General features: G+C 41.4%; 20 protein-coding genes. 18 read left to right on the top strand and 2 right to left on the bottom strand.

What is annotated here, in order from left to right; all coding sequences use genetic code 11:
- The first annotated feature begins 5 nt into the window (after positions 1-5).
- The 3 genes from rnz to bgaA all read left to right on the top strand — a co-directional run bounded on the left by rnz (position 6) and on the right by bgaA (position 9,172).
- The gene (gene rnz, locus FJN11_RS08020) at positions 6-935 is read left to right on the top strand and encodes a ribonuclease Z (protein ID WP_125409442.1); all 930 of its coding nucleotides are present in this window, start codon (positions 6-8) and stop codon (positions 933-935) included.
- A 20-nt stretch (positions 936-955) separates the two neighbouring features.
- Positions 956-1,711 carry an SDR family NAD(P)-dependent oxidoreductase gene (locus FJN11_RS08015; protein WP_140224286.1) on the top strand — a complete coding sequence of 252 codons (756 nt, stop codon included), beginning with the start codon at positions 956-958 and terminating at the stop codon, positions 1,709-1,711.
- 246 nt (positions 1,712-1,957) lie between these two features.
- Positions 1,958-9,172 (top strand): LPXTG-anchored adhesin/beta-galactosidase BgaA, encoded by a 7,215-nt coding sequence (gene bgaA / locus FJN11_RS08010; RefSeq protein ID WP_140224285.1) that lies wholly within the window; start codon positions 1,958-1,960, stop codon positions 9,170-9,172.
- Positions 9,173-9,351: 179 nt separating this feature from the next.
- Here bgaA and FJN11_RS08005 read toward each other — a convergent pair whose 3' ends face one another.
- Positions 9,352-9,711, bottom strand: coding sequence for a DUF3397 family protein (locus FJN11_RS08005; protein ID WP_004269933.1), 360 nt, complete (start codon positions 9,709-9,711; stop codon positions 9,352-9,354).
- A 91-nt stretch (positions 9,712-9,802) separates the two neighbouring features.
- On the opposite strand from FJN11_RS08005, the gene mnmL reads away from it, so the two are divergent.
- The 5 genes from mnmL to FJN11_RS07980 are packed head-to-tail and all read left to right on the top strand — an operon-like array spanning position 9,803 to position 14,501.
- On the top strand, positions 9,803-10,759 hold the full coding sequence (gene mnmL / locus FJN11_RS08000; RefSeq protein WP_049486757.1) for a tRNA modification radical SAM protein MnmL/YtqA: 957 nt from the start codon (positions 9,803-9,805) through the stop codon (positions 10,757-10,759).
- A complete protein-coding gene (gene mnmM, locus FJN11_RS07995) occupies positions 10,743-11,300 on the top strand; it encodes a tRNA 5-(aminomethyl)-2-thiouridylate-methyltransferase MnmM (protein WP_049493307.1) in 558 nt (185 codons plus the stop codon). Before mnmL ends, mnmM begins: the two co-directional genes overlap by 17 nt.
- Complete coding sequence (locus FJN11_RS07990; protein ID WP_000361085.1) at positions 11,293-11,547, top strand: hypothetical protein; 255 nt, start codon at positions 11,293-11,295, stop codon at positions 11,545-11,547. The genes mnmM and FJN11_RS07990 overlap by 8 nt, the downstream gene beginning before the upstream one ends.
- 11 nt (positions 11,548-11,558) lie before the next feature.
- The gene (locus FJN11_RS07985; protein ID WP_140224284.1) at positions 11,559-13,613 is read left to right on the top strand and encodes a cation:proton antiporter; all 2,055 of its coding nucleotides are present in this window, start codon (positions 11,559-11,561) and stop codon (positions 13,611-13,613) included.
- Positions 13,614-13,640: 27 nt separating this feature from the next.
- On the top strand, positions 13,641-14,501 hold the full coding sequence (locus FJN11_RS07980) for a YihY/virulence factor BrkB family protein (protein WP_140224283.1): 861 nt from the start codon (positions 13,641-13,643) through the stop codon (positions 14,499-14,501).
- Between the two features lie 80 nt (positions 14,502-14,581).
- On the opposite strand, the gene queA is transcribed toward FJN11_RS07980, so the two are convergent.
- Complete coding sequence (gene queA / locus FJN11_RS07975; RefSeq protein WP_001090137.1) at positions 14,582-15,610, bottom strand: tRNA preQ1(34) S-adenosylmethionine ribosyltransferase-isomerase QueA; 1,029 nt, start codon at positions 15,608-15,610, stop codon at positions 14,582-14,584.
- Between the two features lie 150 nt (positions 15,611-15,760).
- On the opposite strand from queA, the gene FJN11_RS07970 reads away from it, so the two are divergent.
- From FJN11_RS07970 to FJN11_RS07925, 10 genes are all read left to right on the top strand, one after another.
- A complete protein-coding gene (locus FJN11_RS07970) occupies positions 15,761-16,468 on the top strand; it encodes a glucosamine-6-phosphate deaminase (protein ID WP_140224282.1) in 708 nt (235 codons plus the stop codon).
- A gap of 150 nt (positions 16,469-16,618) precedes the next feature.
- The gene (gene rpsU, locus FJN11_RS07965) at positions 16,619-16,795 is read left to right on the top strand and encodes a 30S ribosomal protein S21 (RefSeq protein WP_000048054.1); all 177 of its coding nucleotides are present in this window, start codon (positions 16,619-16,621) and stop codon (positions 16,793-16,795) included.
- Between the two features lie 281 nt (positions 16,796-17,076).
- Complete coding sequence (gene hprK / locus FJN11_RS07960; protein WP_000115154.1) at positions 17,077-18,012, top strand: HPr(Ser) kinase/phosphatase; 936 nt, start codon at positions 17,077-17,079, stop codon at positions 18,010-18,012.
- Complete coding sequence (gene lgt, locus FJN11_RS07955) at positions 18,005-18,793, top strand: prolipoprotein diacylglyceryl transferase (protein ID WP_125851772.1); 789 nt, start codon at positions 18,005-18,007, stop codon at positions 18,791-18,793. Before hprK ends, lgt begins: the two co-directional genes overlap by 8 nt.
- Positions 18,794-19,177, top strand: a complete 384-nt coding sequence (locus FJN11_RS07950; protein ID WP_140224281.1) for a DUF948 domain-containing protein — start codon at positions 18,794-18,796, stop codon at positions 19,175-19,177.
- A gap of 15 nt (positions 19,178-19,192) precedes the next feature.
- A complete protein-coding gene (locus FJN11_RS07945; RefSeq protein WP_140224280.1) occupies positions 19,193-19,582 on the top strand; it encodes a YtxH domain-containing protein in 390 nt (129 codons plus the stop codon).
- 84 nt (positions 19,583-19,666) lie between these two features.
- Entirely contained in the window at positions 19,667-20,797 is a 1,131-nt protein-coding gene (hemW, locus tag FJN11_RS07940) for a radical SAM family heme chaperone HemW (RefSeq protein WP_140224279.1), read from the top strand.
- A 4-nt stretch (positions 20,798-20,801) separates the two neighbouring features.
- A complete protein-coding gene (locus FJN11_RS07935; protein ID WP_140224278.1) occupies positions 20,802-21,539 on the top strand; it encodes an acyl-[acyl-carrier-protein] thioesterase in 738 nt (245 codons plus the stop codon).
- A gap of 10 nt (positions 21,540-21,549) precedes the next feature.
- A complete protein-coding gene (locus FJN11_RS07930; protein WP_140224277.1) occupies positions 21,550-22,323 on the top strand; it encodes a TIGR01457 family HAD-type hydrolase in 774 nt (257 codons plus the stop codon).
- Positions 22,313-22,930 carry a TIGR01906 family membrane protein gene (locus FJN11_RS07925; protein ID WP_140224276.1) on the top strand — a complete coding sequence of 206 codons (618 nt, stop codon included), beginning with the start codon at positions 22,313-22,315 and terminating at the stop codon, positions 22,928-22,930. Before FJN11_RS07930 ends, FJN11_RS07925 begins: the two co-directional genes overlap by 11 nt.
- Positions 22,931-23,085: the final 155 nt, after the last annotated feature.

Here is a 23,085-nt window from a genome sequence, read left to right as displayed (position 1 = left end):
ATCGAATGGATATTCAATTTTTAGGAACGGGGGCTGGTCAGCCCTCTAAAGCCCGCAACGTTTCAAGTCTCGCTCTGAAATTATTGGATGAGATTAACGAAGTCTGGCTATTTGACTGTGGAGAAGGAACGCAAAATCGCATTCTGGAAACCACAATTCGACCACGTAAGGTCAGCAAAATTTTTATCACCCACCTGCATGGAGACCACATTTTTGGCTTACCAGGTTTCCTTTCTAGTCGAGCCTTTCAGGCTAATGAAGAGCAGACGGATTTGGAAATCTATGGACCTCAAGGGATCAAGTCCTTTGTCTTAACCAGCCTTCGTGTGTCAGGTTCGCGCCTGCCTTACCGTATTCATTTTCATGAGTTTGACCAAGATTCTTTAGGAAAAATCCTTGAGACCGATAAATTCACAGTGTATGCAGAGGAGTTGGACCACACTATTTTCTGCGTTGGCTATCGTGTCATGCAAAAGGACCTAGAAGGTACCTTAGATGCTGAAAAGCTCAAGGCTGCTGGTGTCCCATTTGGCCCACTTTTTGGGAAAATCAAAAACGGCCAGGATGTTGTTTTGGAAGACGGTACTGAAATCAAGGCAGCAGACTATATCTCAGCTCCACGTCCAGGTAAAATTATCACTATTTTAGGAGACACTCGAAAAACGGATGCCAGTGTGCGTCTGGCTGTCAATGCCGATGTCCTTATCCATGAATCGACTTATGGCAAGGGTGATGAAAAAATTGCTCGTAACCATGGCCACTCTACTAATATGCAAGCGGCACAAGTAGCGGTAGAAGCAGGAGCCAAACGCCTCTTGCTCAACCATATCAGTGCCCGTTTTCTCTCAAAAGATATCAGCAAGCTCAAAAAAGACGCTGCTAGTGTTTTTGAAAATGTCCATGTGGTCAAAGACTTGGAAGAAGTGGAAATCTAAAAGCTTGGGAAAGGATAAGTATGCCTACTATTCTCATTACAGGTGCTAGCGGTGGCCTAGCTCAAGAAATAGTCAAACTCTTGCCAAATGACCAACTCATCTTACTTGGTCGAAATAAGGAAAAATTAGTCCAACTCTACGGAAACCATCCCTATGCAGAATTGATTGAAATCGATATTACCGATGATTCAGCCTTAGAAACTCTGCTAGCAGACCTTCATCTCCGCTATGACGAGATTGATGTTTTGGTAAACAACGCTGGTTACGGGATTTTTGAGGAATTTGACCAGATTTCCGACCAAGATATTCATCAGATGTTCGAGGTCAATACCTTTGCCCTAATGAATCTGTCTCGTCGCCTTGCGGCTCGAATGAAGGAAAGTCGAAAAGGCCATATCATCAATATTGTTAGCATGGCAGGTTTGATCGCTACTGGTAAGTCTAGTCTCTACTCTGCTACCAAGTTTGCGGCCATTGGTTTTTCAAATGCCTTACGCCTCGAACTGATGCCTTATGGTATTTACGTAACGACTGTCAATCCAGGACCAATCCGCACAGGATTTTTCGACCAAGCCGACCCAGATGGAAGCTATCTCAAGTCGGTTGAACGCTTCCTGTTGAAACCAGATGCAGTGGCTAAAAAGATTGTCAAGATTATAGGAAAAAACAAACGAGAACTCAATCTCCCGATGTTGTTGAACCTAGCCCATAAGTTTTATACTCTTTTTCCAAAGCTAGCTGATAAGCTGGCAGGGGAAACTTTTAATTATAAATAGTAGAAGTTCCTTTTAAAGGGACTTTTTTACTTCTTTTAATTTAAAGGTTAATAAGTATTTTTTCTTTTAAAACTACATTCAGTTTTTTAAAAATTCTTCTACAAATTTTAGAAAAAACAATCAAAAATATTATTTTATATGCTAGAGTATTGAAAATTCCTATATTATTTAATAAAATAAGGGTAAAAGACTATTAAAAGTATGCGCTTACATAAAAATGAAAGCGATTACTAAAAGGAGGATTTTATGGAAAAAAGCCATTGGAATCGGAAAAGAGTCTATAGCATTCGTAAATTTGCTGTAGGAGCTTGCTCAGTAATGATTGGAACTTGTGCAGTTCTATTCGCAGGAAATATAGCTGGAGAATCTGTAGTTAATGCGGATGAAACACCTATTACTCGTACTGCTGAGAAACCTAAAGAGGAAAAACCGATAGTAGAAGAAAAGGTTGATCAAGCTTTGGAAACTAAAAATATAGTTGAAAGTACAGCACAAAAACAACCTAGTGCCACTGAGTCTATTTCATCTGAGAAGAAAGAAGATAAAGCAGTAACTCCAAAAGAGGAAAAAGCTCCAAAGATAGAATCACAAGCTTCAAGTCAAGAAAAACCGCTCAAGGAAGATGTTAAAGCTGTGACAAATGAAGAAGTCAATCAAATGATTGAAGACAGAAAAGTGAATTTTAACCAAAATTGGCACTTTAAACTCAATGCGAATTCTAAAGAAGCCATTAAACCGGATGCAGATGTATCTACGTGGAAAAAATTAGATTTACCGCATGACTGGAGTATCTTTAACGATTTTGATCATGAATCTCCTGCACAAAATGAAGGTGGACAGCTTAACGGTGGGGAAGCTTGGTATCGCAAGACTTTCAAACTAGATGAAAAAGATCTCAAGAAAAATGTTCGCCTCACTTTTGATGGCGTCTACATGGATTCTCAAGTTTATGTCAATGGTCAGTTAGTGGGTCATTACCCAAATGGTTATAACCAATTTTCATATGACATCACTAACTATTTGAACAAAGATGGACGTGAGAATGTAATTGCTGTTCATGCAGTCAACAAACAACCAAGCAGCCGTTGGTATTCAGGTAGCGGTATTTATCGTGATGTGACTTTACAAGTGACAGATAAAGTTCATGTTGAGAAAAATGGGACAACCATCTTAACACCAAAACTTGAACAACAGCAACACGGCAAGGTTGAAACTCATGTGACTAGTAAAATTGTCAATACGGACGACAAAGACCATCAACTTGTAGCAGAATATCAAATCGTTGAACGTGGTGGTCAGGCTGTGACAGGTCTAGTACGTACAGAGAGCCGTACCTTGAAAGCACATGAAGTAACTAGTCTTGATGCGATTTTAGAAGTTGAAAGACCAAAACTCTGGACGGTTTTAAATGACAAACCGGCCTTGTATGAATTAGTTACACGTGTTTACCGGGACGGTCAATTAGTTGATGCTAAGAAAGATCTGTTTGGTTACCGATATTATAACTGGACTCCAAATGAGGGCTTCTCTTTGAATGGTGAACGCATTAAATTCCATGGAGTTTCCTTGCACCATGACCACGGAGCGCTTGGAGCAGAAGAAAACTACAAGGCTGAGTACCGTAGACTGAAACAGATGAAGGAAATGGGGGTGAATTCGATTCGTACGACTCACAACCCAGCAAGTCCTCAGACTTTACAGATTGCAGCTGAACTTGGCTTACTTGTTCAAGAAGAGGCCTTTGATACTTGGTATGGCGGAAAGAAACCTTATGACTATGGACGTTTCTTTGAAAAAGATGCTACCCATCCTGAGGCTAAAAAAGGTGAAAAATGGTCTGACTACGATCTACGTACTATGGTAGAGAGAGACAAAAATAATCCCGCTGTTTTTATGTGGTCAATCGGAAATGAAATCGGTGAAGCAAATGGGGATCCTCATTCTCTAGCGACTGTTAAACGTCTAGTCAAAGTTATCAAGGATGTTGATAAAACTCGTTATGTTACCATGGGAGCAGATAAGTTCCGTTTCGGTAATGGTAGCGGTGGGCATGAAAAAATTGCTGATGAACTCGATGCTGTTGGATTTAACTACTCTGAAGATAATTACAAAGCCCTTAGAGCTAAGCATCCAAACTGGTTGATTTATGGGTCAGAAACATCTTCAGCAACGCGTACAAGAGGAAGTTACTTCCACCCAGAGCGTGAGTGGGTACAAAGTAATCAGTCATGGCGTAACTATGAACAGTCAGATTATGGAAATGACCGTGTTGGTTGGGGTAAAACGGCAACTGCTTCATGGACATTTGACCGTGACAATGCTGGCTATGCTGGTCAATTCATTTGGACAGGTACGGACTATATCGGTGAACCAACTCCATGGCACAACCAAAACAACACGCCAGTTAAAAGCTCTTACTTTGGTATCGTAGATACTGCAGGTATTCCAAAAAACGACTTTTATCTTTACCAAAGTCAATGGATTTCTGCAAAGAAAAAACCAATGGTTCACCTTCTTCCTCACTGGAACTGGGAAAACAAAGAGTTGATAGACAATGTAGCAGACGCGGAAAATAAAATCCCTGTACGTGCTTATTCTAATGCTGCAAGTGTAGAATTGTTCTTGAATGGAAAATCTCTTGGTCTTAAGACTTTCAACAAAAAACAAACTAGCGATGGACGCACTTACCAAGAAGGTGCTAATGCTAATGAACTTTATCTTGAATGGAAAGTTGCTTATCAAGCAGGTACCTTGGAAGCAATTGCTCGTGATGAATCTGGCAAGGAAATTGCTCGAGATAAGATTACGACTGCTGGTAAGCCAGCGGCTGTTCGTCTTATCAAAGAAGATCATGCAATCGCAGCAGATGGAAAAGACTTGACATACATCTATTACGAAATCGTTGATAGCCAAGGGAATGTAGTACCAACTGCCAATAATCTGGTTCGCTTCCAATTACACGGACAAGGCCAACTTGTCGGTGTCGATAATGGGGAACAAGCCAGCCGTGAACGCTATAAGGCGCAAGCAGATGGTTCTTGGATTCGTAAAGCATTTAATGGTAAAGGTGTTGCCATTGTCAAATCAACTGAACAAGCAGGTAAATTCACGCTGACAGCCCATTCAGATCTCTTGAAATCTAGTCAAGTAACTGTCTTTACTGGTAAAAAAGAAGGACAAGAAAAGACTGTTTTGGGGACAGAAGTAGCAAGAGTTCGTACATTAATCGGTAAAGATCCAAAAATGCCGAAAACAGTAGGTTTTGTATACAGCGATGGTAGTCGTGAAAAACTTCCAGTAACTTGGTCTCAAGTCGATGTTAGTCAAGCAGGAGTTGTGACTGCTAAAGGTACAGCAAATGGACGTGAGGTAGAGGCTCGTGTCGAGGTTCTAGCAATTGCGAAAGAATTACCAACAGTTAAACGTGTTGCTCCAGGAGCAGACTTGAATACTGTAGATAAATATGTGTCAATACTAGTAACCGATGGAAGTGTACAAGAGTATGAAGTAGATAGCTGGGAGATTGCGGAAGCAGATAAAGCCAAACTTTCAGTAGCTGGATCACGTATTCAAATGACTGGTCAGTTAGCTGGAGAAACTATTCATGCAACCCTTGTGGTAGAAGAAGGAAAAGCTGCAGCACCTGTAGTGCCAACTGTTACTGTTGGTGGTGAGGCAGTAACAGGGCTTACTAGTCAACAACCAATGCAATACCGCACTCTTGCTTATGGTGCCCAATTGCCAGAAGTCACAGCAAGTGCTGAAAATGCTGATGTTACAGTTCTTCAAGCAAGCGCAGCAAACGGCATGCGTGCGAGCATCTTTGTTCAGCCTAAAGATGGTGGCCCTCTTCAAACCTATGCGATTCAATTCCTAGAAGAAGCACCAAAAATTGCTCATTTGAGCTTGCAAGTGGAACAAGCTGACGGTCTTAAAGAAGACCAAACAGTGAAATTATCTGTACTCGCTCATTATCAGGACGGAACACAAGCTGTATTACCAGCTGATAAGGTGAGCTTCTCTACAAGTGGTGAAGGGGAAGTTGTAGTCCGAAAAGGAATGCTTGAGTTGCATAAACCAGGAGCACTTACTCTGAAAGCTGAATATGAGGGTGCTACAGGTCAAATCAATCTCACTATACAAGCAAATACTGAGAAGAAGATTGCGCAATCCATCCGTCCTGTAAATGTAGTGACAGATTTACACCAAGAACCTACTCTTCCGTCAACAGTAACGGTTGAGTATGACAAAGGTTTCCCTAAAGCTCACAAAGTCACTTGGCAAGCTATTCCGAAAGAAAAACTAGACCACTATCAAAGCTTTGAAGTGTTAGGTAAAGTTGAAGGAACTGACCTGGAAGCGCGTGCTAAAGTATCTGTAGAAGGTATCGTTTCAGTTGAAGAAGTTAGTGTGACAACTCCAATCGCAGAAGCACCACAATTACCAGAAAGCGTTCGTACATATGATTCAAATGGTCACGTTTCATCAGCTAAGGTTGCATGGGATGCGATTCGTCCAGAGCAATACGCTAAGGAAGGTGTCTTTACAGTTAATGGTCGCTTAGAAGGTACTCAATTAACAACTAAACTTCATGTTCGCGTATCTGCTCAAACTGAGCAAGGTGCAAACATTTCTGACCAATGGACCGGTTCAGAATTGCCACTTGCCTTTGCTTCAGATTCAAATCCAACCGACCCTGTTTCAAATGTCAACGATAAATTGATTTCCTTTAATGACCGACCAGCCAATCGTTGGACAAACTGGAATCGTAGTAATCCAGAAGCTTCAGTCGGTGTCCTATTCGGAGATTCAGGTATCTTGAGCAAACGCTCCGTTGATAATCTAAGTGTCGGATTCCACGAAGACCATGGAGTCGGTGCACCGAAATCTTATGTGATTGAGTATTATGTTGGTAAGACTGTTCCAACAGCTCCTAAAAACCCTAGCTTTGTAGCCAATGAAGACCATGTATTTAACGATCCAGCTAACTGGAAACCTGTTACAAATCTAAAAGCCCCTGCTCAACTTACGGCTGGAGAAATGAATCACTTTAGCTTTGATAAAGTTGAAACTTATGCTGTTCGCATTCGCATGGTTAAAGCAGATAATAAGCGTGGAACGTCTATCACAGAAGTACAAATCTTTGCGAAACAGGTTGCGGCAGCCAAACAAGGACAAACAAGAATCCAAGTTGACGGTAAAGACTTAGCAAACTTCAACCCTGATTTGACAGACTACTACCTTGAGTCTGTAGATGGAAAAGTTCCCGCAGTCACAGCAAGTGTTAGCAACAATGGTCTCGCTACCGTCGTTCCAAGCGTTCGTGAAGGTGAGCCAGTTCGTGTCATCGCGAAAGCTGAAAATGGCGACATCTTAGGAGAATACCGTCTGCACTTCACTAAGAATAAAGACTTACTTTCTCGTAAACCAGTTGCTGCAGTTAAACAAGCTCGCTTGTTGCAACTAGGCCAACCACTTGAATTGCCAACTAAGGTTCCAGTTTACTTCACAGGTAAAGACGGTTACGAAACAAAAGACTTGGCAGTTGAATGGGAAAAAGTTCCAGCAGAAAATCTGACAAAAGCAGGTCAATTTATTGTTCGAGGTCGTGTCCTTGGTAGCAATCTTACTGCTGAGTTCACTGTAAGAGTGACAGACAAACTTGGTGAGGCTCTTTCAGATAACCCTAACTATGATGAAAACAGTAACCAGGCCTTTGCTTCAGCAACTAATGATATTGACGACAGTTCTCATGACCGTGTAGACTATATCAATGATAGAGATTACTCTGAAAATCGTCGTTGGACAAACTGGTCTAAAACGCCATCTTCTAATCCAGAAGTATCAGCAGGTGTGATCTTCCGTGAAAATGGTAAGATTGTCGAACGGACTGTTGCGCAAGCCAAACTTCACTTCTTTGCAGATAGTGGTACGGATGCGCCTTCTAAACTTGTTTTAGAGCGCTATGTCGGTCCAGACTTTGAAGTGCCAACCTACTATTCAAACTACCAAGCTTACGAATCTGGACATCCATTTAACAATCCAGAAAATTGGGAAGCTGTTCCTTATCGTGTGGATAAAGACATTGCAGCTGGTGATGAAATCAACGTAACATTTAAAGCTGTCAAAGCTAAAGCCATGAGATGGCGTATGGAGCGTAAAGCAGATAAGAGCGGTGTTGCGATGATTGAGATGACCTTCCTTGCACCAAGTGAATTGCCTCAAGAAAGTACTCAATCGAAGATTCTTGTAGATGGAAAAGAACTTCCTGATTTCGCTGAAAATCGTCAAGATTATCAAATTACCTATAAAGGTCAACGTCCAAAAGTCTCAGTTGAAGAAACCAATCAAGTAGCTTCAACAGTTGTAGATAGTGGAGAAGACAGCCTTCCAGTACTTGTTCGCCTCGTTTCAGAAAGTGGAAAACAAGTTAAGGAATACCGTATCCAGTTGACTAAGGAAAAACCAGTTTCTGAGAAGACAGTTGCTGCTGTACAGGAGGAACTTCCAAAACTTGAATTTGTTGAAAACGATTTGGCCTACAAGACAGTTGAGAAAAAAGATTCAACACTTTATCTAGGTGAGACTCGTGTAGAACAAGAAGGAAAAGTTGGTAAGGAACGTATCTTTACAGCAATTAATTCTGATGGAAGTAAGGAAGAAAAATTCCATGAAGTGGTAGAGGCACCGACAGACCGCATCGTCTTGGTTGGAACGAAACCAGGCACCGCCCTTCCAGAAGATGAAGTGAAGAATCTTGTCCTTAACAGACCAGAACTTGTGGTCGAAGAAGAAACCATTGATTTCAAGGTTCAGGAACGTAAGTCTGATAAGTTGTATCTAGGTGAAACCCGTTTTCTTCAAGAAGGAAAACAAGGAGTCCGTGTTCGCTTGATCGAAGTGGAAAACGGAAAACGCCAACTTAAAGAAACTTACGATAAAGTCGCTGCAGAAGATCGTATCGTGGAAGTTGGAACCAAACCAGGCACCTCTCTTCCAGAAGACGAAGTGAAAAATCTTGTTCTGAATCGCCCAGAGCTTATCTTAGAAGAAGAAACAATCGATTTCAAGGTTCAGGAACGTAAGTCTGATAAGTTGTATCTAGGTGAAACCCGTGTTCTTCAAGAAGGAAAACAAGGAGTCCGTGTTCACTTAATCGAGGTTGAAAATGGTAAGCGAACTGAAAAGGATAGCTATGATAAAGTTATGGCTCAGGATCGCATCATAGAAGTCGGTACAGCTGGTGAAACAACGAAACCAGTACAGCCGGTAGATACAAAACCACAAGTGTCAGAAAAAGCAGAAACAAAACCAATTGCTCCAAGTGAAGCTAGTCAAACTAATAAAGCCCAGTTACCAAATACAGGTAGTGTGACAAGCCAAGAAACAGTAGCAGCAGGTTTAGCTCTACTCTGTTTGAGTGCAGGATTAGTAGCCACTAAAGGTAAAAAAGAAGACTAGAAATTTTGATACTTTCGTTATCATTAAAGAGTGGAGAGAAACTCTTGTCTTAGATAGAAGATAAATCCCTTGGAATATAAGTTTCTAAGGGATTTTCTTTGTATAAAATTGTATAGTGTTATTATCTACCTTATTTTGTAGAGAAAGCAAAAATCCCTAGAAAATGTTTAGGGATTCAATTATTTCATTAAGAACAATTCAACAATCATCTCGATATACATGACAAGGGTTAATAAGAATCCTGCACGCCAGAAAAATTTGATGAATTTAGGATAGTAAAAGCTACGTTTTTTCAAAAGGAAGAAAAAAACGAGAATAATGGCTAGGAGAGAGAGGGCTAGGCCTAGTCTAGGGAGGAAATTATGGGTAAAGGTTTTAGCTGTAATCAAGTAATACTCAAATACCAAGACTGGAAAAGCCAAATCCGCAAAGTTTCGTCCTAGTTTTTTTAATCTAAAAAGTTTGGTTATGATAATGCAGACTACTAAGGTCAGTATCAATAATAAAATAGATGCTAATTTCATTAAAATCATATCCATATTGTATCATAAAAAATCGCTAATGGAAACGAGAAACAGAGGAATTTATAGGAAAGTCAGGCTTTTGAGATTGTGGTTGTTTTTTGTTATAATGAAAGTTATGAAATCTTATAACACCTTGAATGATTATTATCGAAAACTCTTTGGAGAAAAGACCTTTAAAGTCCCTATTGATGCGGGATTTGACTGTCCCAATCGTGATGGAACTGTGGCTCATGGGGGCTGTACTTTTTGTACGGTTTCCGGTTCTGGAGATGCCATTGTGGCACCAGATGCGCCTATTCGTGAGCAATTTTATAAGGAAATTGACTTTATGCACCGCAAGTGGCCAGATGTTCAGAAGTATCTGGTTTATTTTCAGAATTTTACCAATACCCATGAAAAGGTGGAAATCATTCGGGAACGCTATGAGCAGGCCATCAATGAGCCAGGTGTAGTAGGAATCAATATCGGAACACGGCCAGACTGTTTACCAGACGAAACCATCGAATATTTGGCTGAGTTGTCGGAGCGCATGCATGTGACGGTTGAATTGGGCTTGCAGACTACTTATGAAGCAACCTCTGACCTGATTAACCGTGCCCATTCCTATGAATTGTACGTGGAAACGGTCAAGCGTTTGAGGAAATATCCAAAAATTGAGATTGTTTCCCATTTGATCAATGGTTTGCCTGGTGAAACCCATGAGATGATGATTGAAAATGTCCGCCGCTGTGTTACGGATAACGATATTCAAGGAATTAAACTGCACTTGCTTCACCTCATGACAAATACACGTATGCAACGGGATTACCATGAGGGACGCTTACAACTGATGAGTCAGGACGAATATGTTAAGGTCATCTGTGACCAACTGGAAATCATTCCCAAACATATCGTCATCCATCGAATCACGGGAGATGCACCTAGAGATATGCTGATTGGGCCGATGTGGAGCCTCAATAAATGGGAAGTTCTAAATGCTATTGAAACTGAAATGAGACGTCGTGGAAGCGTTCAAGGATGCAAGGCTGTAAAACAGGAGTTTGAAAATGAAAAGACCACTTGAAATGGCACATGATTTTTTAGCTGAGGTTGTAACTCAGGATGATATCGTAGTGGATGCAACCATGGGAAATGGTCATGACACGCTTTTTCTAGCCAAGCTAGCTAAGCAAGTCTATGCCTTTGATATTCAGGAGCAAGCCTTGGAAAAGACGCAAGAGCGTTTGAACCAAGCTGGCCTGACAAATGCCCAGTTAATCTTGCAAGGCCATGAGACACTGGACCAGTTTGTGACAGAAGCCAAGGCAGGAATTTTCAATCTGGGCTATCTGCCGTCAGCTGATAAGTTTGTCATTACCCAACCTCAGACAACGATTGAAGCCTTAGAAAAGCTGTGTCATTTGCTTGTCAAAGGGGGACGGATTGCCATCATGATCTACTATGGGCATGAAGGAGGCGACCTCGAGAGGGATGCTGTCTTGGATTTTGTCAGTCAGTTGAACCAACAAGAGTACACAGCTGCCATTTACCGAACTTTAAACCAAGTCAACAACCCACCATTTTTAGTGATGATTGAAAAATTAGAGAGATATAGACATGGATAAACAATACCTACGTGAAAAGCTGGATGCCATGCGCCAGAATTTTGTTGAATCAACCCACCACGAACGAGCGGTGGGGGTGTTAGATCAAGCACATATGAGCAAAAAAATGCTTAAAATCAAGAAAAAATTAGTTGCTCTTGAAATGGAACGGTGCCAGAGAAAAATTGAGCACAAGGATTGTTCCAAGATTGACCAAAAAATCAAAGAGCAGAAGGAGATTTTTGAATCTTGTTGTAAAAAAGATTAAGGAGGTTGTGCGTGGAATTACTGATTTACCTCATCCTATTTTTACTGGTCTTGATTGTCTCTAGTACAACCAATAAGCTCCTGCCCTTTTTGCCTCTACCTTTGGTGCAAATTCTTTTGGGAATTGTGATTGGTCTCTTTTTACCCAATACCGACTTTCACCTCAATACAGAGTTGTTTTTGGCACTGGTTATTGGTCCCTTGCTTTTTCGAGAGTCGGAAGAAGCGGACATTACAGCTATTTTAAAACACTGGCGAATCATTGTTTATCTCATATTTCCAGTGATTTTCATCTCGACCCTGAGTTTGGGTGGTTTGGCCCATCTTCTTTGGTTCAGCCTCCCCTTGGCAGCTTGTTTGGCTGTTGGGGCAGCCCTTGGACCTACAGACTTGGTTGCCTTTGCCTCTCTTTCAGAGCGCTTTAGCTTTCCTAAGCGCGTGTCCAATATCCTTAAGGGGGAGGGACTCTTGAATGATGCTTCTGGCTTGGTTGCCTTCCAGGTGGCCTTGACAGCCTGGACAACTGGAGCCTTTTCCCTTGGGCAAGCGAGTAGTTCGCTCATCTTTTCAATCCTAGGCGGTTTTTTAATTGGCTTTTTAACAGCCATGACCAACCGTTTCCTCCACACCTTCTTGCTAAGTGTGAGAGCAACAGATATTGCTAGCGAGCTTTTATTAGAATTGAGTTTGCCTCTGGTGACTTTCTTCCTGGCAGAAGAAGTCCATGTTTCAGGAATTATTGCTGTTGTGGTTGCTGGCATTTTAAAGGCAAGCCGATTTAAGAAAATTACGCTCCTCGAAGCCCAAGTGGATACGGTGACTGAGACGGTCTGGCATACAGTGAACTTTATGCTCAACGGTTCTGTCTTCGTGATTTTAGGGATGGAGTTGGAAATGATAGCAGAGCCTATCTTGACCAATCCAATCTATAATCCCTTACTGTTATTGGTATCTCTTATAGCCCTTACCTTTGTCCTCTTTGCCATTCGTTTTGTCATGATTTATGGCTATTATGCCTATAGGACTAGACGTCTCAAGAAAAAGCTAAATAAGTATATGAAGGACATGCTTCTTTTGACCTTCTCAGGTGTAAAGGGAACGGTGTCGATTGCTACGATTCTTCTGATACCAAGTAATCTAGAGCAGGAGTATCCTCTCTTGCTTTTCCTCGTCGCAGGTGTGACGCTTGTCAGCTTTTTAACAGGTCTCTTGGTCTTGCCTCATCTTTCTGATGAACAGGAAGAAAGCAAGGATTATCTCATGCATATCGCCATTTTGAATGAAGTAACGATAGAGTTGGAAAAAGAGTTGGAAGATACCAGAAATAAGCTCCCTCTCTATGCGGCTATTGACAATTACCATGGACGAATAGAGAACCTTATCCTGAATCAAGAAAATAAGGGGGCTCAAGAAGACTGGGAGGCCTTGAAACTTCTCATCCTCAGTATTGAAAGTGATGGTTTGGAACAGGCTTATGAAGAAGGCAAGATGAGTGAGCGTGCTTATAGGGTCTACCAACGTTATCTGAAAAACATGGAACAAGGTATCAATCGCAAGTTTGCTTCAAGATTGACCTATTACTTCCTTGTCTCCTTGCGGATTTTACGTTTTCTCCTTCATGAAGTCTTTACCTTTGGCAAGACCTTCCGCAGTTGGAAAAATGAAGAATCGCAGAAACTCAGAGCTCTTGACTATGACCAAATTGCAGAGCTCTATCTAGAAAATACAGAGATGATTATCGAAAGTCTGGAGAACCTTAAAGGGGTTTATAAGAGTTCTTTAATCAGCTTCATGCAGGATTCTCGTATCCGAGAAACAGCTATCATCACCAGTGGTGCCTTTGTCGAACGGGTTATCAATCGCGTCAAGCCCAACAATATCGATGAAATGCTGAGAGGCTATTATCTGGAGCGCAAGTTGATTTTCGAATACGAAGAAAAACGATTGATTACGGCCAAGTATGCCAAGAAATTACGACAAAATGTGAATAACTTAGAGAACTATTCTCTGAAGGAAGCTGCCAATACTCTGCCTTATGATATGATGGAATTGGTAAGAAGAAATTAATCAAGATTGTAAGTGAAGGAGTGTGACATGAAGAAGTGGTGGAAAGAGCTGATAGACAAGCCTTTAGTAAAAGCTTTTTTGCATTATTATCAAGCATCAGATAGTGAGTTGACCAGCGTCGCAGTGGCCTACTATTGGTTGATTTCGATTTTCCCCCTGCTTTTGGTGGTGGTCAATATCCTCCCATATTTTCAGATTCCAGTTTCTAATTTTTTAAAGGTTGTCAATGAATTCTTGCCCGATACCATGTATGATGTGGTCGCAAAAATTATTACAGAAGTACTGACCCAACCGTCAACAGGCTTATTGAGTTTTGCGGTTTTGTCAGCCCTCTGGACCTTTTCAAAATCCATGAATTTCCTACAGAAAGCCTTTAATAAAGCTTACGGAGTAGCTAAGAGTAGAGGTTTAATTTATCAGCAATTGATGAGTTTACTAGTCAGTTTTGGCTTGCAGATTCTCTTTGCTTTAGCTCTCTTTCTCAGTGTCTTTGGTCGCATGCTCCTCAACCTTATCAAAAGCTACTGGCAATCGGATAGTCCTCTCTTTGCTTATCTGCAAGACCTGACAGGCCCCTTGGTCTATGCCTTGATTTTTGCCATCTTGGTTATGATTTATTATTTCCTGCCCAATGTTAAGGTGCGACGAATTCGAAATGTATTACCAGGTAGTACCTTTGTCTTGTTGACTCTGGTATTACTGCTCAATATTTTTTCAGTCTATGTCAACAACTATGTTAATCACCTAGTGGACGTCCGTTTCTTCAGTTCCATCGTCGTGGTGGTTATGATGTTTTGGTTTATTCTCATCGCTAAGATTTTGATTGTCGGAGCAGTGATCAATGCCAGTGTTCAGAGTTTGAAAGATCCGAGTTTGAGAACAGACTAACGAATTTTTAATTCATTACAAAACGCATAATATCAGGCTTTATAAAACCTTGATAATATGCGCTTTTTTGATTGTGAAAATTAATAGATAAACATGGCATCGCCAAAACTAAAGAAGCGATAGTGTTCTTGAATGGCATGGTGGTAGGCATCTAAGACTAATTCACGACCTGCAAAGGCAGAAACCAACATAACCAGAGTTGATTTTGGCAGGTGGAAGTTGGTTGAGAAGGCATCTACGACCTTCCACTCATAGCCAGGTTTAATAAAGATATTGGTCCAGCCAGAATCTGCTTGGATTTGCCCATCAAACTTGGAACCAATAGTCTCCAAGGTGCGGATAGAAGTGGTTCCGACAGCGATGACACGACCACCATTTTCTTTAACAGATCGAAGGGTGGCAGCAGCTTCCTCAGAAAGTTGATAGAATTCTGAGTGCATTTCATGTTCGTCCAGATTATCCACAGAAACGGGTCTAAAGGTTCCGAGCCCGACATGAAGAGTCAGATAGACCAGATGAACACCCTTAGCTTGGATTTCTGCCAGCAGTTCTTTGGTGAAGTGCAGTCCAGCAGTTGGTGCTGCAGCAGAGCCACTTTCCTTGGCGTAAACGGTTTGATAACGTTCACGGTCATCCAGTTTTTCGTGTATATAAGGTGGTAGAGGCATTTCTCCCAGACTTTCCAAAACTTCTAGGAAAATTCCTTGGTATTCAAAGCGGACAATGCGGCCCCCGTGAGTCAATTCTTCCGTAACGACAGCGCTGAGGCGACCATCACCAAAGCTGACACGAGTGCCAACCTTGAGGCGTTTGGCAGGTTTAGCCAGAACCTCCCACTCGTCTCCAGCAGTATTTTTGAGCAGGAGAAGTTCCACATGGCCTCCTGTTTCTTCCTTTTGACCATAGAGGCGGGCAGGGAGAACGCGGGTGTCGTTCATAACAAGGGCATCACCAGGTTCCAGCATATCAATAATAGAGTGGAAGTGTTTGTCCTGCATTTCTCCCGTCTCACGGTTGACGATGAGGAGTTTGGAAGCATCTCGTTTTTCAAGGGGCGTTTGGGCAATCAATTCCTCGGGTAAGTGGAAATCAAAATCAGCTGTATTCATATATCTGTTCATTCTTTCTAAGTTCTAATCTTATCCATTATAACATGTTTCAAGTTTGGACGCTCTTTTTTTGAAAATTAAATCGTTTTCACTTGACAAAAATTGGTCTATACCATATAATAAATATAGATTGAAACGGAGGATAAAAAGATGAAAGTTATTAAAGTTGAAAACCAAATCGAAGGTGGAAAAGTTGCTTTTGAGATTTTGAAGGAAAAATTGGCCAACGGCGCTCAAACCCTAGGACTTGCGACAGGAAGTAGCCCACTTGAATTTTACAAGGAAATTGTTGAGAGTGACCTTGATTTTTCAAATCTAACCAGTGTCAACCTTGATGAGTATGTAGGCCTTGATGGCGACAATCCTCAGTCTTACCGTCACTTCATGCAAGAAAACTTGTTCAACCAAAAACCATTTAAAGAAAGTTTCTTGCCTCGTGGGGTTAAGGACAATGCTGAAGAAGAAGTAGAACGCTACAATCAAATTTTGGCTGACCATCCAGTTGACCTTCAAATCTTGGGAATTGGTCGCAATGGACATATCGGATTTAATGAGCCAGGCACTCCATTTGACAGTCAAACACACCTAGTCGAACTTGACCAGTCTACTATTGAAGCTAATGCTCGCTTCTTTGACAAGATTGAAGATGTTCCAACCCAAGCCATTTCAATGGGGATTAAAAATATCTTGGATGCTAAGTCTATTATTCTTTTTGCTTACGGTGCATCAAAAGCAGAAGCCATTGCCGGAACAGTGTCTGGTCCAGTGACTGAGAGTCTACCAGCAAGTAGCCTACAAAACCACCCAGATGTGACGATTATTGCAGATGCTGAAGCGCTCAGCTTGTTAGAAAAATAAAAAAGCAGCACCCTTCAGTTTTTCTATTTAATGCTTTCAAGACTTGTATAAATGGAAGAAAAAATTAAAATTAAACCGGATTTTTTCTTGACAATTATTACTTTTACGTGTAAAATAGAATAGATCTTGAACTTGAAGGGAGTGAAAAAAATGTCTAAAACAGTAGTACGTAAGAATGAATCTCTTGACGACGCACTTCGTCGTTTCAAACGTGCGGTTACTAAAGCTGGTACTCTTCAAGAAACACGCAAACGTGAATTCTATGAAAAACCTTCTGTAAAACGTAAACGTAAATCAGAAGCAGCTCGTAAACGTAAAAAATTCTAATTAGAAATGAAAGGCTGGAGAAATCTAGTCCTTTTTCTTTTAATACTCTTCGAAAATCTCTTCAAACCACGTCAACGTCGCCTTGGATTATATATGTGACTGACTTCGTCAGTCTTATCTACAACCTCAAAACGGTGTTTTGAGCAACCTGCGGCTAGTTTCCTAGTTTGCTCTTTGATTTTCATTGAGTATAAATAAATACTCCAAAGCCTGCAAAAATCTCAAATATCCTCCTACAATTTGATATAATAGAGAGAAGAACTCATTTGAAGGAGGAAATGATGTCGGTTTTAGTAAAAGAAGTGATTGAAAAGCTTAGACTAGACATTGTCTATGGCGAACCAGAATTACTTGAAAAGGAAATTAATACTGCGGACATTACGCGACCTGGTCTTGAAATGACGGGCTATTTTGACTATTATACGCCTGAGCGAATCCAACTTTTGGGAATGAAGGAGTGGTCCTATCTTGTTTCGATGTCCTCTCACAATCGTTACCAAGTCTTGAAAAAAATGTTTCTACCTGAGACACCTGCGGTCATTGTTGCTCGTGGTTTGGTAGTTCCAGAGGAAATGTTAAAGGCAGCCAGAGAATGTAAGATTGCCATTTTAACCAGTCGTACAGCTACTAGTCGTTTGTCTGGAGAGTTATCTAGTTATCTGGATTCTCGTTTGGCAGAACGGACCAGTGTGCATGGTGTCTTGATGGATATCTATGGAATGGGTGTCTTGATTCAGGGAGATAGTGGTATCGGTAAGAGTGAGACAGGTTTAGAGCTTGTCAAACGTGGTCACCGCTTGGTAGCTGATGACCGTGTCGATATCTTTGCCAAGGATGAGATTACTCTTTGGGGTGAACCAGCTGAAATCTTGAAACACTTGATTGAAATTCGTGGTGTTGGGATTATCGATGTTATGAGTCTCTACGGTGCGAGTGCGGTCAAGGATTCTTCACAAGTCCAGCTAGCCGTTTACCTGGAAAATTACGATACGCATAAGACTTTTGATCGTCTTGGAAATAATGCCGAGGAACTTGAAATTTCTGGCGTATCCATTCCTCGTATCCGTATTCCGGTTAAAACTGGTCGAAATATTTCTGTTGTGATTGAGGCAGCTGCCATGAATTATCGTGCCAAGGAAATGGGCTTTGATGCGACGCGTTTATTCGAAGAACGTTTGACAAATCTCATTGCTCAGAACGAGGTGCCTAATGCTTGATCCAATTGCTATTCATCTAGGCCCTATAGCCATTCGTTGGTATGCATTGTGTATTGTGACAGGCTTGATTCTTGCGGTTTATTTGACCATGAAAGAAGCACCTAGAAAGAAGATCATACCAGACGATATTTTAGATTTCATCTTGATAGCCTTTCCTTTGGCTATTTTAGGAGCACGTCTCTACTATGTTATTTTCCGTTTTGATTACTATAGTCAAAACTTAGGAGAGATTTTTGCCATTTGGAATGGTGGTTTGGCCATCTACGGTGGTTTGATAACTGGTGCCCTTGTACTCTATATTTTTGCTGATCGTAAACTCATCAATACTTGGGATTTTCTAGATATTGCGGCGCCTAGCGTCATGATTGCCCAAAGTTTGGGTCGCTGGGGCAATTTCTTTAACCAAGAAGCCTATGGTGCAGCAGTGGATAATCTGGATTATCTACCTGGCTTTATCCGTGACCAGATGTATATTGAGGGGAGCTACCGTCAGCCGACCTTCCTTTATGAGTCTTTATGGAATCTGCTTGGCTTTGCCTTGATTCTGATTTTTAGACGAAAATGGAAGAGCCTCAGACGAGGTCATATCACTGCCTTTTACTTGATTTGGTATGGTTTCGGTCGTATGGTCATCGAAGGCATGCGAACAGATAGCCTCATGTTCTTTGGTCTTCGAGTGTCTCAATGGCTATCAGTTGTCCTTATCGGACTGGGTATTTTTATCATTCTATATCAAAATCGAAAGAAGGCCCCTTACTATATTTCAGAGGAGGAAAACTAAATGTTAGAAGTTGCATATATTCTTGTAGCCCTTGCTTTGATTGTATTTTTAGTCTATCTAATCATTACTGTACAAAAGCTTGGACGTGTGATCGATGAAACAGAGAAGACGATTAAAACCTTGACTTCAGATGTGGATGTGACCTTGCATCATACCAATGAATTGCTGGCTAAGGTCAATGTCTTGGCAGATGATATCAATGTCAAGGTGGCAACGATTGATCCACTCTTTAGTGCTGTTGCAGATTTATCTTTATCTGTTTCCGACCTCAATGACCATGCGCGTGTCTTGAGCAAGAAAGCTTCATCAGCTGGTTCAAAAACACTCAAGACTGGGGCAAGTCTGTCAGCTCTACGTGCCGCAAGTAAATTTTTCAAAAAATAAAAAAGGAGAATTCTTATGGGTAAACTATCCTCAATCCTTTTAGGAACCGTTTCAGGTGCAGCTCTTGCCTTGTTTTTAACAAGTGACAAGGGCAAACAAGTTTGCAGTCAAGCTCAAGATTTTCTAGATGATTTGAGAGAAGATCCAGAGTATGCCAAGGAGCAGGTCTGTGAAAAACTGACAGAAGTCAAGGAGCAGGCTACAGATTTTGTTCTTAAAACCAAAGAAAAGGTTGAGTCAGGTGAAATCACTGTGGACAGTGTCCTTGCCCAAGCCAAATCATGTGCTCGTCAAGCGACAGAAGCATCAAAAGATCGATTCAATAATCTCAAGGAGCAATGGCAAGAAAAGGCCGAAACTCTTGATGAATCAGAAGAGATTGTTATTGACATAACAGAAGAATAAATCATCACCATCTCTGGACGGACTATGTATCTGGGGATGGTGATTTTTTTTCTCGTAGCCTGTCTTTGTGGTATAATAAGTACTATGCAGAAAAAACCAACGTCAGCCTATGTGCACATCCCGTTTTGTACCCAGATTTGTTATTATTGTGACTTTTCAAAAGTTTTTATCAAGAATCAGCCGGTAGATAGCTATTTAGAGCATCTGTTAGAAGAGTTTCAATCTTATGATATTCAAAAGTTGAGAACCCTCTATATCGGCGGTGGTACACCGACAGCTTTGTCAGCTTCTCAATTAGAGGTGCTATTGAAGGGCTTGACTAAAAACTTGGACCTGTCTGTTTTAGAAGAGTTGACTATTGAGGCTAATCCAGGCGACTTGGATGCGGATAAGATTGCTGTTTTGAAAAACTCGGCTGTCAACCGTGTTTCGCTAGGTGTGCAGACCTTTGATGACAAGATGCTGAAAAAGATTGGGCGCAGTCATTTGGAGAAGGATATTTATGAAAATATCGACCGTCTGAAACTGGCTGGTTTTGACAATATCTCCATCGATTTGATTTATGCACTGCCTGGTCAGACCATGGAGCAGGTCAAGGAAAATGTGGCTAAGGCTATTGGGCTGGATATTCCTCATATGAGTTTGTATAGCTTGATTTTGGAAAATCATACGGTCTTTATGAACCGTATGCGACGAGGGAAGTTGCCTCTGCCTAAGGAGGAAGTGGAAGCTGAGATGTTTGAATATATCATCGCAGAGCTGGAGCGAGCTGGTTTTGAGCATTATGAGATTTCCAATTTCTCAAAGCCTGGTTTTGAAAGTCGCCACAACCTCATGTACTGGGACAATGCTGAATACTATGGCATCGGTGCTGGGGCATCTGGCTATGTCAATGGTGTTCGCTATAAAAACCACGGCCCGATTCGTCATTATCTCAGTGCGGTTGAGGAAGGCAATGCGCGCATCACAGAAGAGCACCTGAGTCAAAAGGAGCAAATGGAAGAAGAAATGTTCCTGGGGCTTCGCAAGAAATCAGGAGTCTCCATGGCGCGATTTGAGGAAAAATTTGGGCGGTCTTTTGATGGAATTTATGGAGAAATCGTCAGAGACTTGGTTCAACAAGGTCTCATGCAACTAGACGGTGATCGAGTTCGCATGACAAAAAGAGGTCTCTTTTTAGGAGACACCGTAGCAGAACGATTTATTTTGGAGTAGGATGATGGGCTTAACTTATCAAATGAAAATGAAAATTCCTTTTGATATGGCTGATATGAACGGTCATATCAAGCTTCCAGATGTGATTTTGCTGTCCCTGCAAGTTTCAGGGATGCAGTCTATTGAGTTGGGAGTTAGTGATAAGACCATTTTGGAAGACTATAATCTTGTCTGGATTATCACAGACTATGATATTGAGGTGGTTCGTTTGCCTCGTTTTGCGGAAGAAATCACTATCGAGACGGAAGCCCTGAGCTACAATCGACTCTTTTGCTACCGTCGTTTCACTATCTATGATGAAGCAGGTCAAGAACTCATCCACATGATGGCGACCTTTGTTCTCATGGATCGAGATAGTCGAAAAGTCCATGCTGTTGAACCTGAGATTGTGGCTCCTTACCAGTCTGATTTTGATAAAAAACTTATCCGTGGGCCAAAGTATGAGTCCTTGGAAGAGCCGGTCAGCAAGGATTACCATGTTCGTTTTTACGACTTGGATATGAATGGTCATGTTAATAACAGTAAATATCTGGACTGGATTTTTGAGGTAATGGGAGCAGATTTTTTGACCCAATATATTCCCAAGAAAATCAATCTCAAGTATGTCAAGGAAGTTCGACCAGGTGGGGTGATTACATCGGCTGTTGAACGGACTGGACTGGAAAGCAAACATGAGATTACAAGCGACGGTGCTACCAATGCCCAAGCTATCATCACTTGGCAAGAAATGAAGAAGGATTAGGGAGAAATAGATGAAATATAAAGGCTATTTAATTGATTTAGACGGAACCATTTATAAGGGGAAAGATCGAATTCCAGCAGGAGAAGCTTTTGTCCATGAATTGCAAAAGCGGGATATCCCCTATCTTTTTGTGACCAACAATACGACTCGTACTCCTGAGAGTGTTCAGGAAATGTTGGCTCAGAATTTTAATATCGATACGCCCCTATCGACTGTCTACACAGCGACTTTGGCAACCATTGACTATATGAACGATTTGGGGCTTGAAAAGACGGTATATGTTATCGGAGAAGCAGGGCTCAAGGAAGCCATCAAGGCGGCTGGTTATGTGGAAAAGAAGGAAAACCCTGCCTATGTGGTAGTAGGCCTGGACTGGCAAGTTGACTATGAAAAATTTGCGACAGCAACTCTGGCTATTCAAAAAGGTGCCCACTTTATCGGAACCAATCCTGACCTCAACATCCCGACAGAGCGCGGTCTTTTGCCTGGTGCTGGTTCACTGATTACCCTTCTTGAAGTGGCAACACGAGTGAAGCCTGTTTATATTGGGAAACCAAATGCCATCATTATGGACAAGGCGGTTGAGCACTTAGGCTTGGAACGTGAAGAGTTGATTATGGTTGGGGATAACTACTTGACTGATATCCGAGCAGGGATTGACAATGGCATTCCAACGCTCTTGGTGACAACAGGTTTTACCAAGGCGGAAGAAGTAGCAGACCTACCAATCGCACCGACTCATGTGGTTTCTAGCCTTGCGGAGTGGAATTTTGATGAAAACTAAACTGACTTTTTGGGGCTCTATGGTCTTTCTTCTGTCCCTCTCAATCCTTCTGACTATTTATCTAGCTTGGATTTTTTATCCGCTGGAAATTCAGTGGCTGAATTTAACAGATCGAGTTTATCTAAAACCAGAAACCATTCAGTACAACTTTCATATCTTGATGGATTACCTGACCAATCCTTTTAGTCAGGACTTGCAGATGCCTGATTTTCGTTCGTCAGCAGCTGGTCTGCACCACTTTGCGGTGGTCAAGAACCTCTTTCACTTGGTGCAGCTAGTAGCTCTAGTGACACTGCCAAGTTTCTATTTCTTTGTCAAAGGGATTGTGAAAAAGGGCTTTTTGTCTCTCTTTTATAAAAGTCTCCTAGCTCTAGTAGTCTTGCCTTTGCTGATTGGTCTTGGGGGAGTTTTGATTGGTTTTGACCAATTCTTTACCCTTTTCCATCAAATTCTCTTTGTGGGAGATGATACCTGGCTTTTTGATCCAGCCAAGGATCCTGTTATTATGATTTTGCCAGAGACCTTTTTCCTTCATGCCTTCCTCCTCTTTTTTGCCCTCTATGAGAGCTTCTTTGGTTTTCTATACCTGAAAAGTCGTAGGAAGTAATGCTAAAGATATTCTTATTTTGAGTAAATAAGTTAGGTATGTGATTCGAAATGATTGTCAAGAATGAATTAATCAAATCCAAAAAGAGTTAATCGTTCGCAAACAGTCTATTTTTCTTGAAAAAATAGGCTTTTTTTTCTAAAAATCTCTAGTCA

It is taken from the genome of Streptococcus symci (assembly GCF_006385165.1).
Lineage (GTDB): Bacteria > Bacillota > Bacilli > Lactobacillales > Streptococcaceae > Streptococcus > Streptococcus symci.
This window is presented reverse-complemented; position numbering and strand designations above follow the sequence as displayed.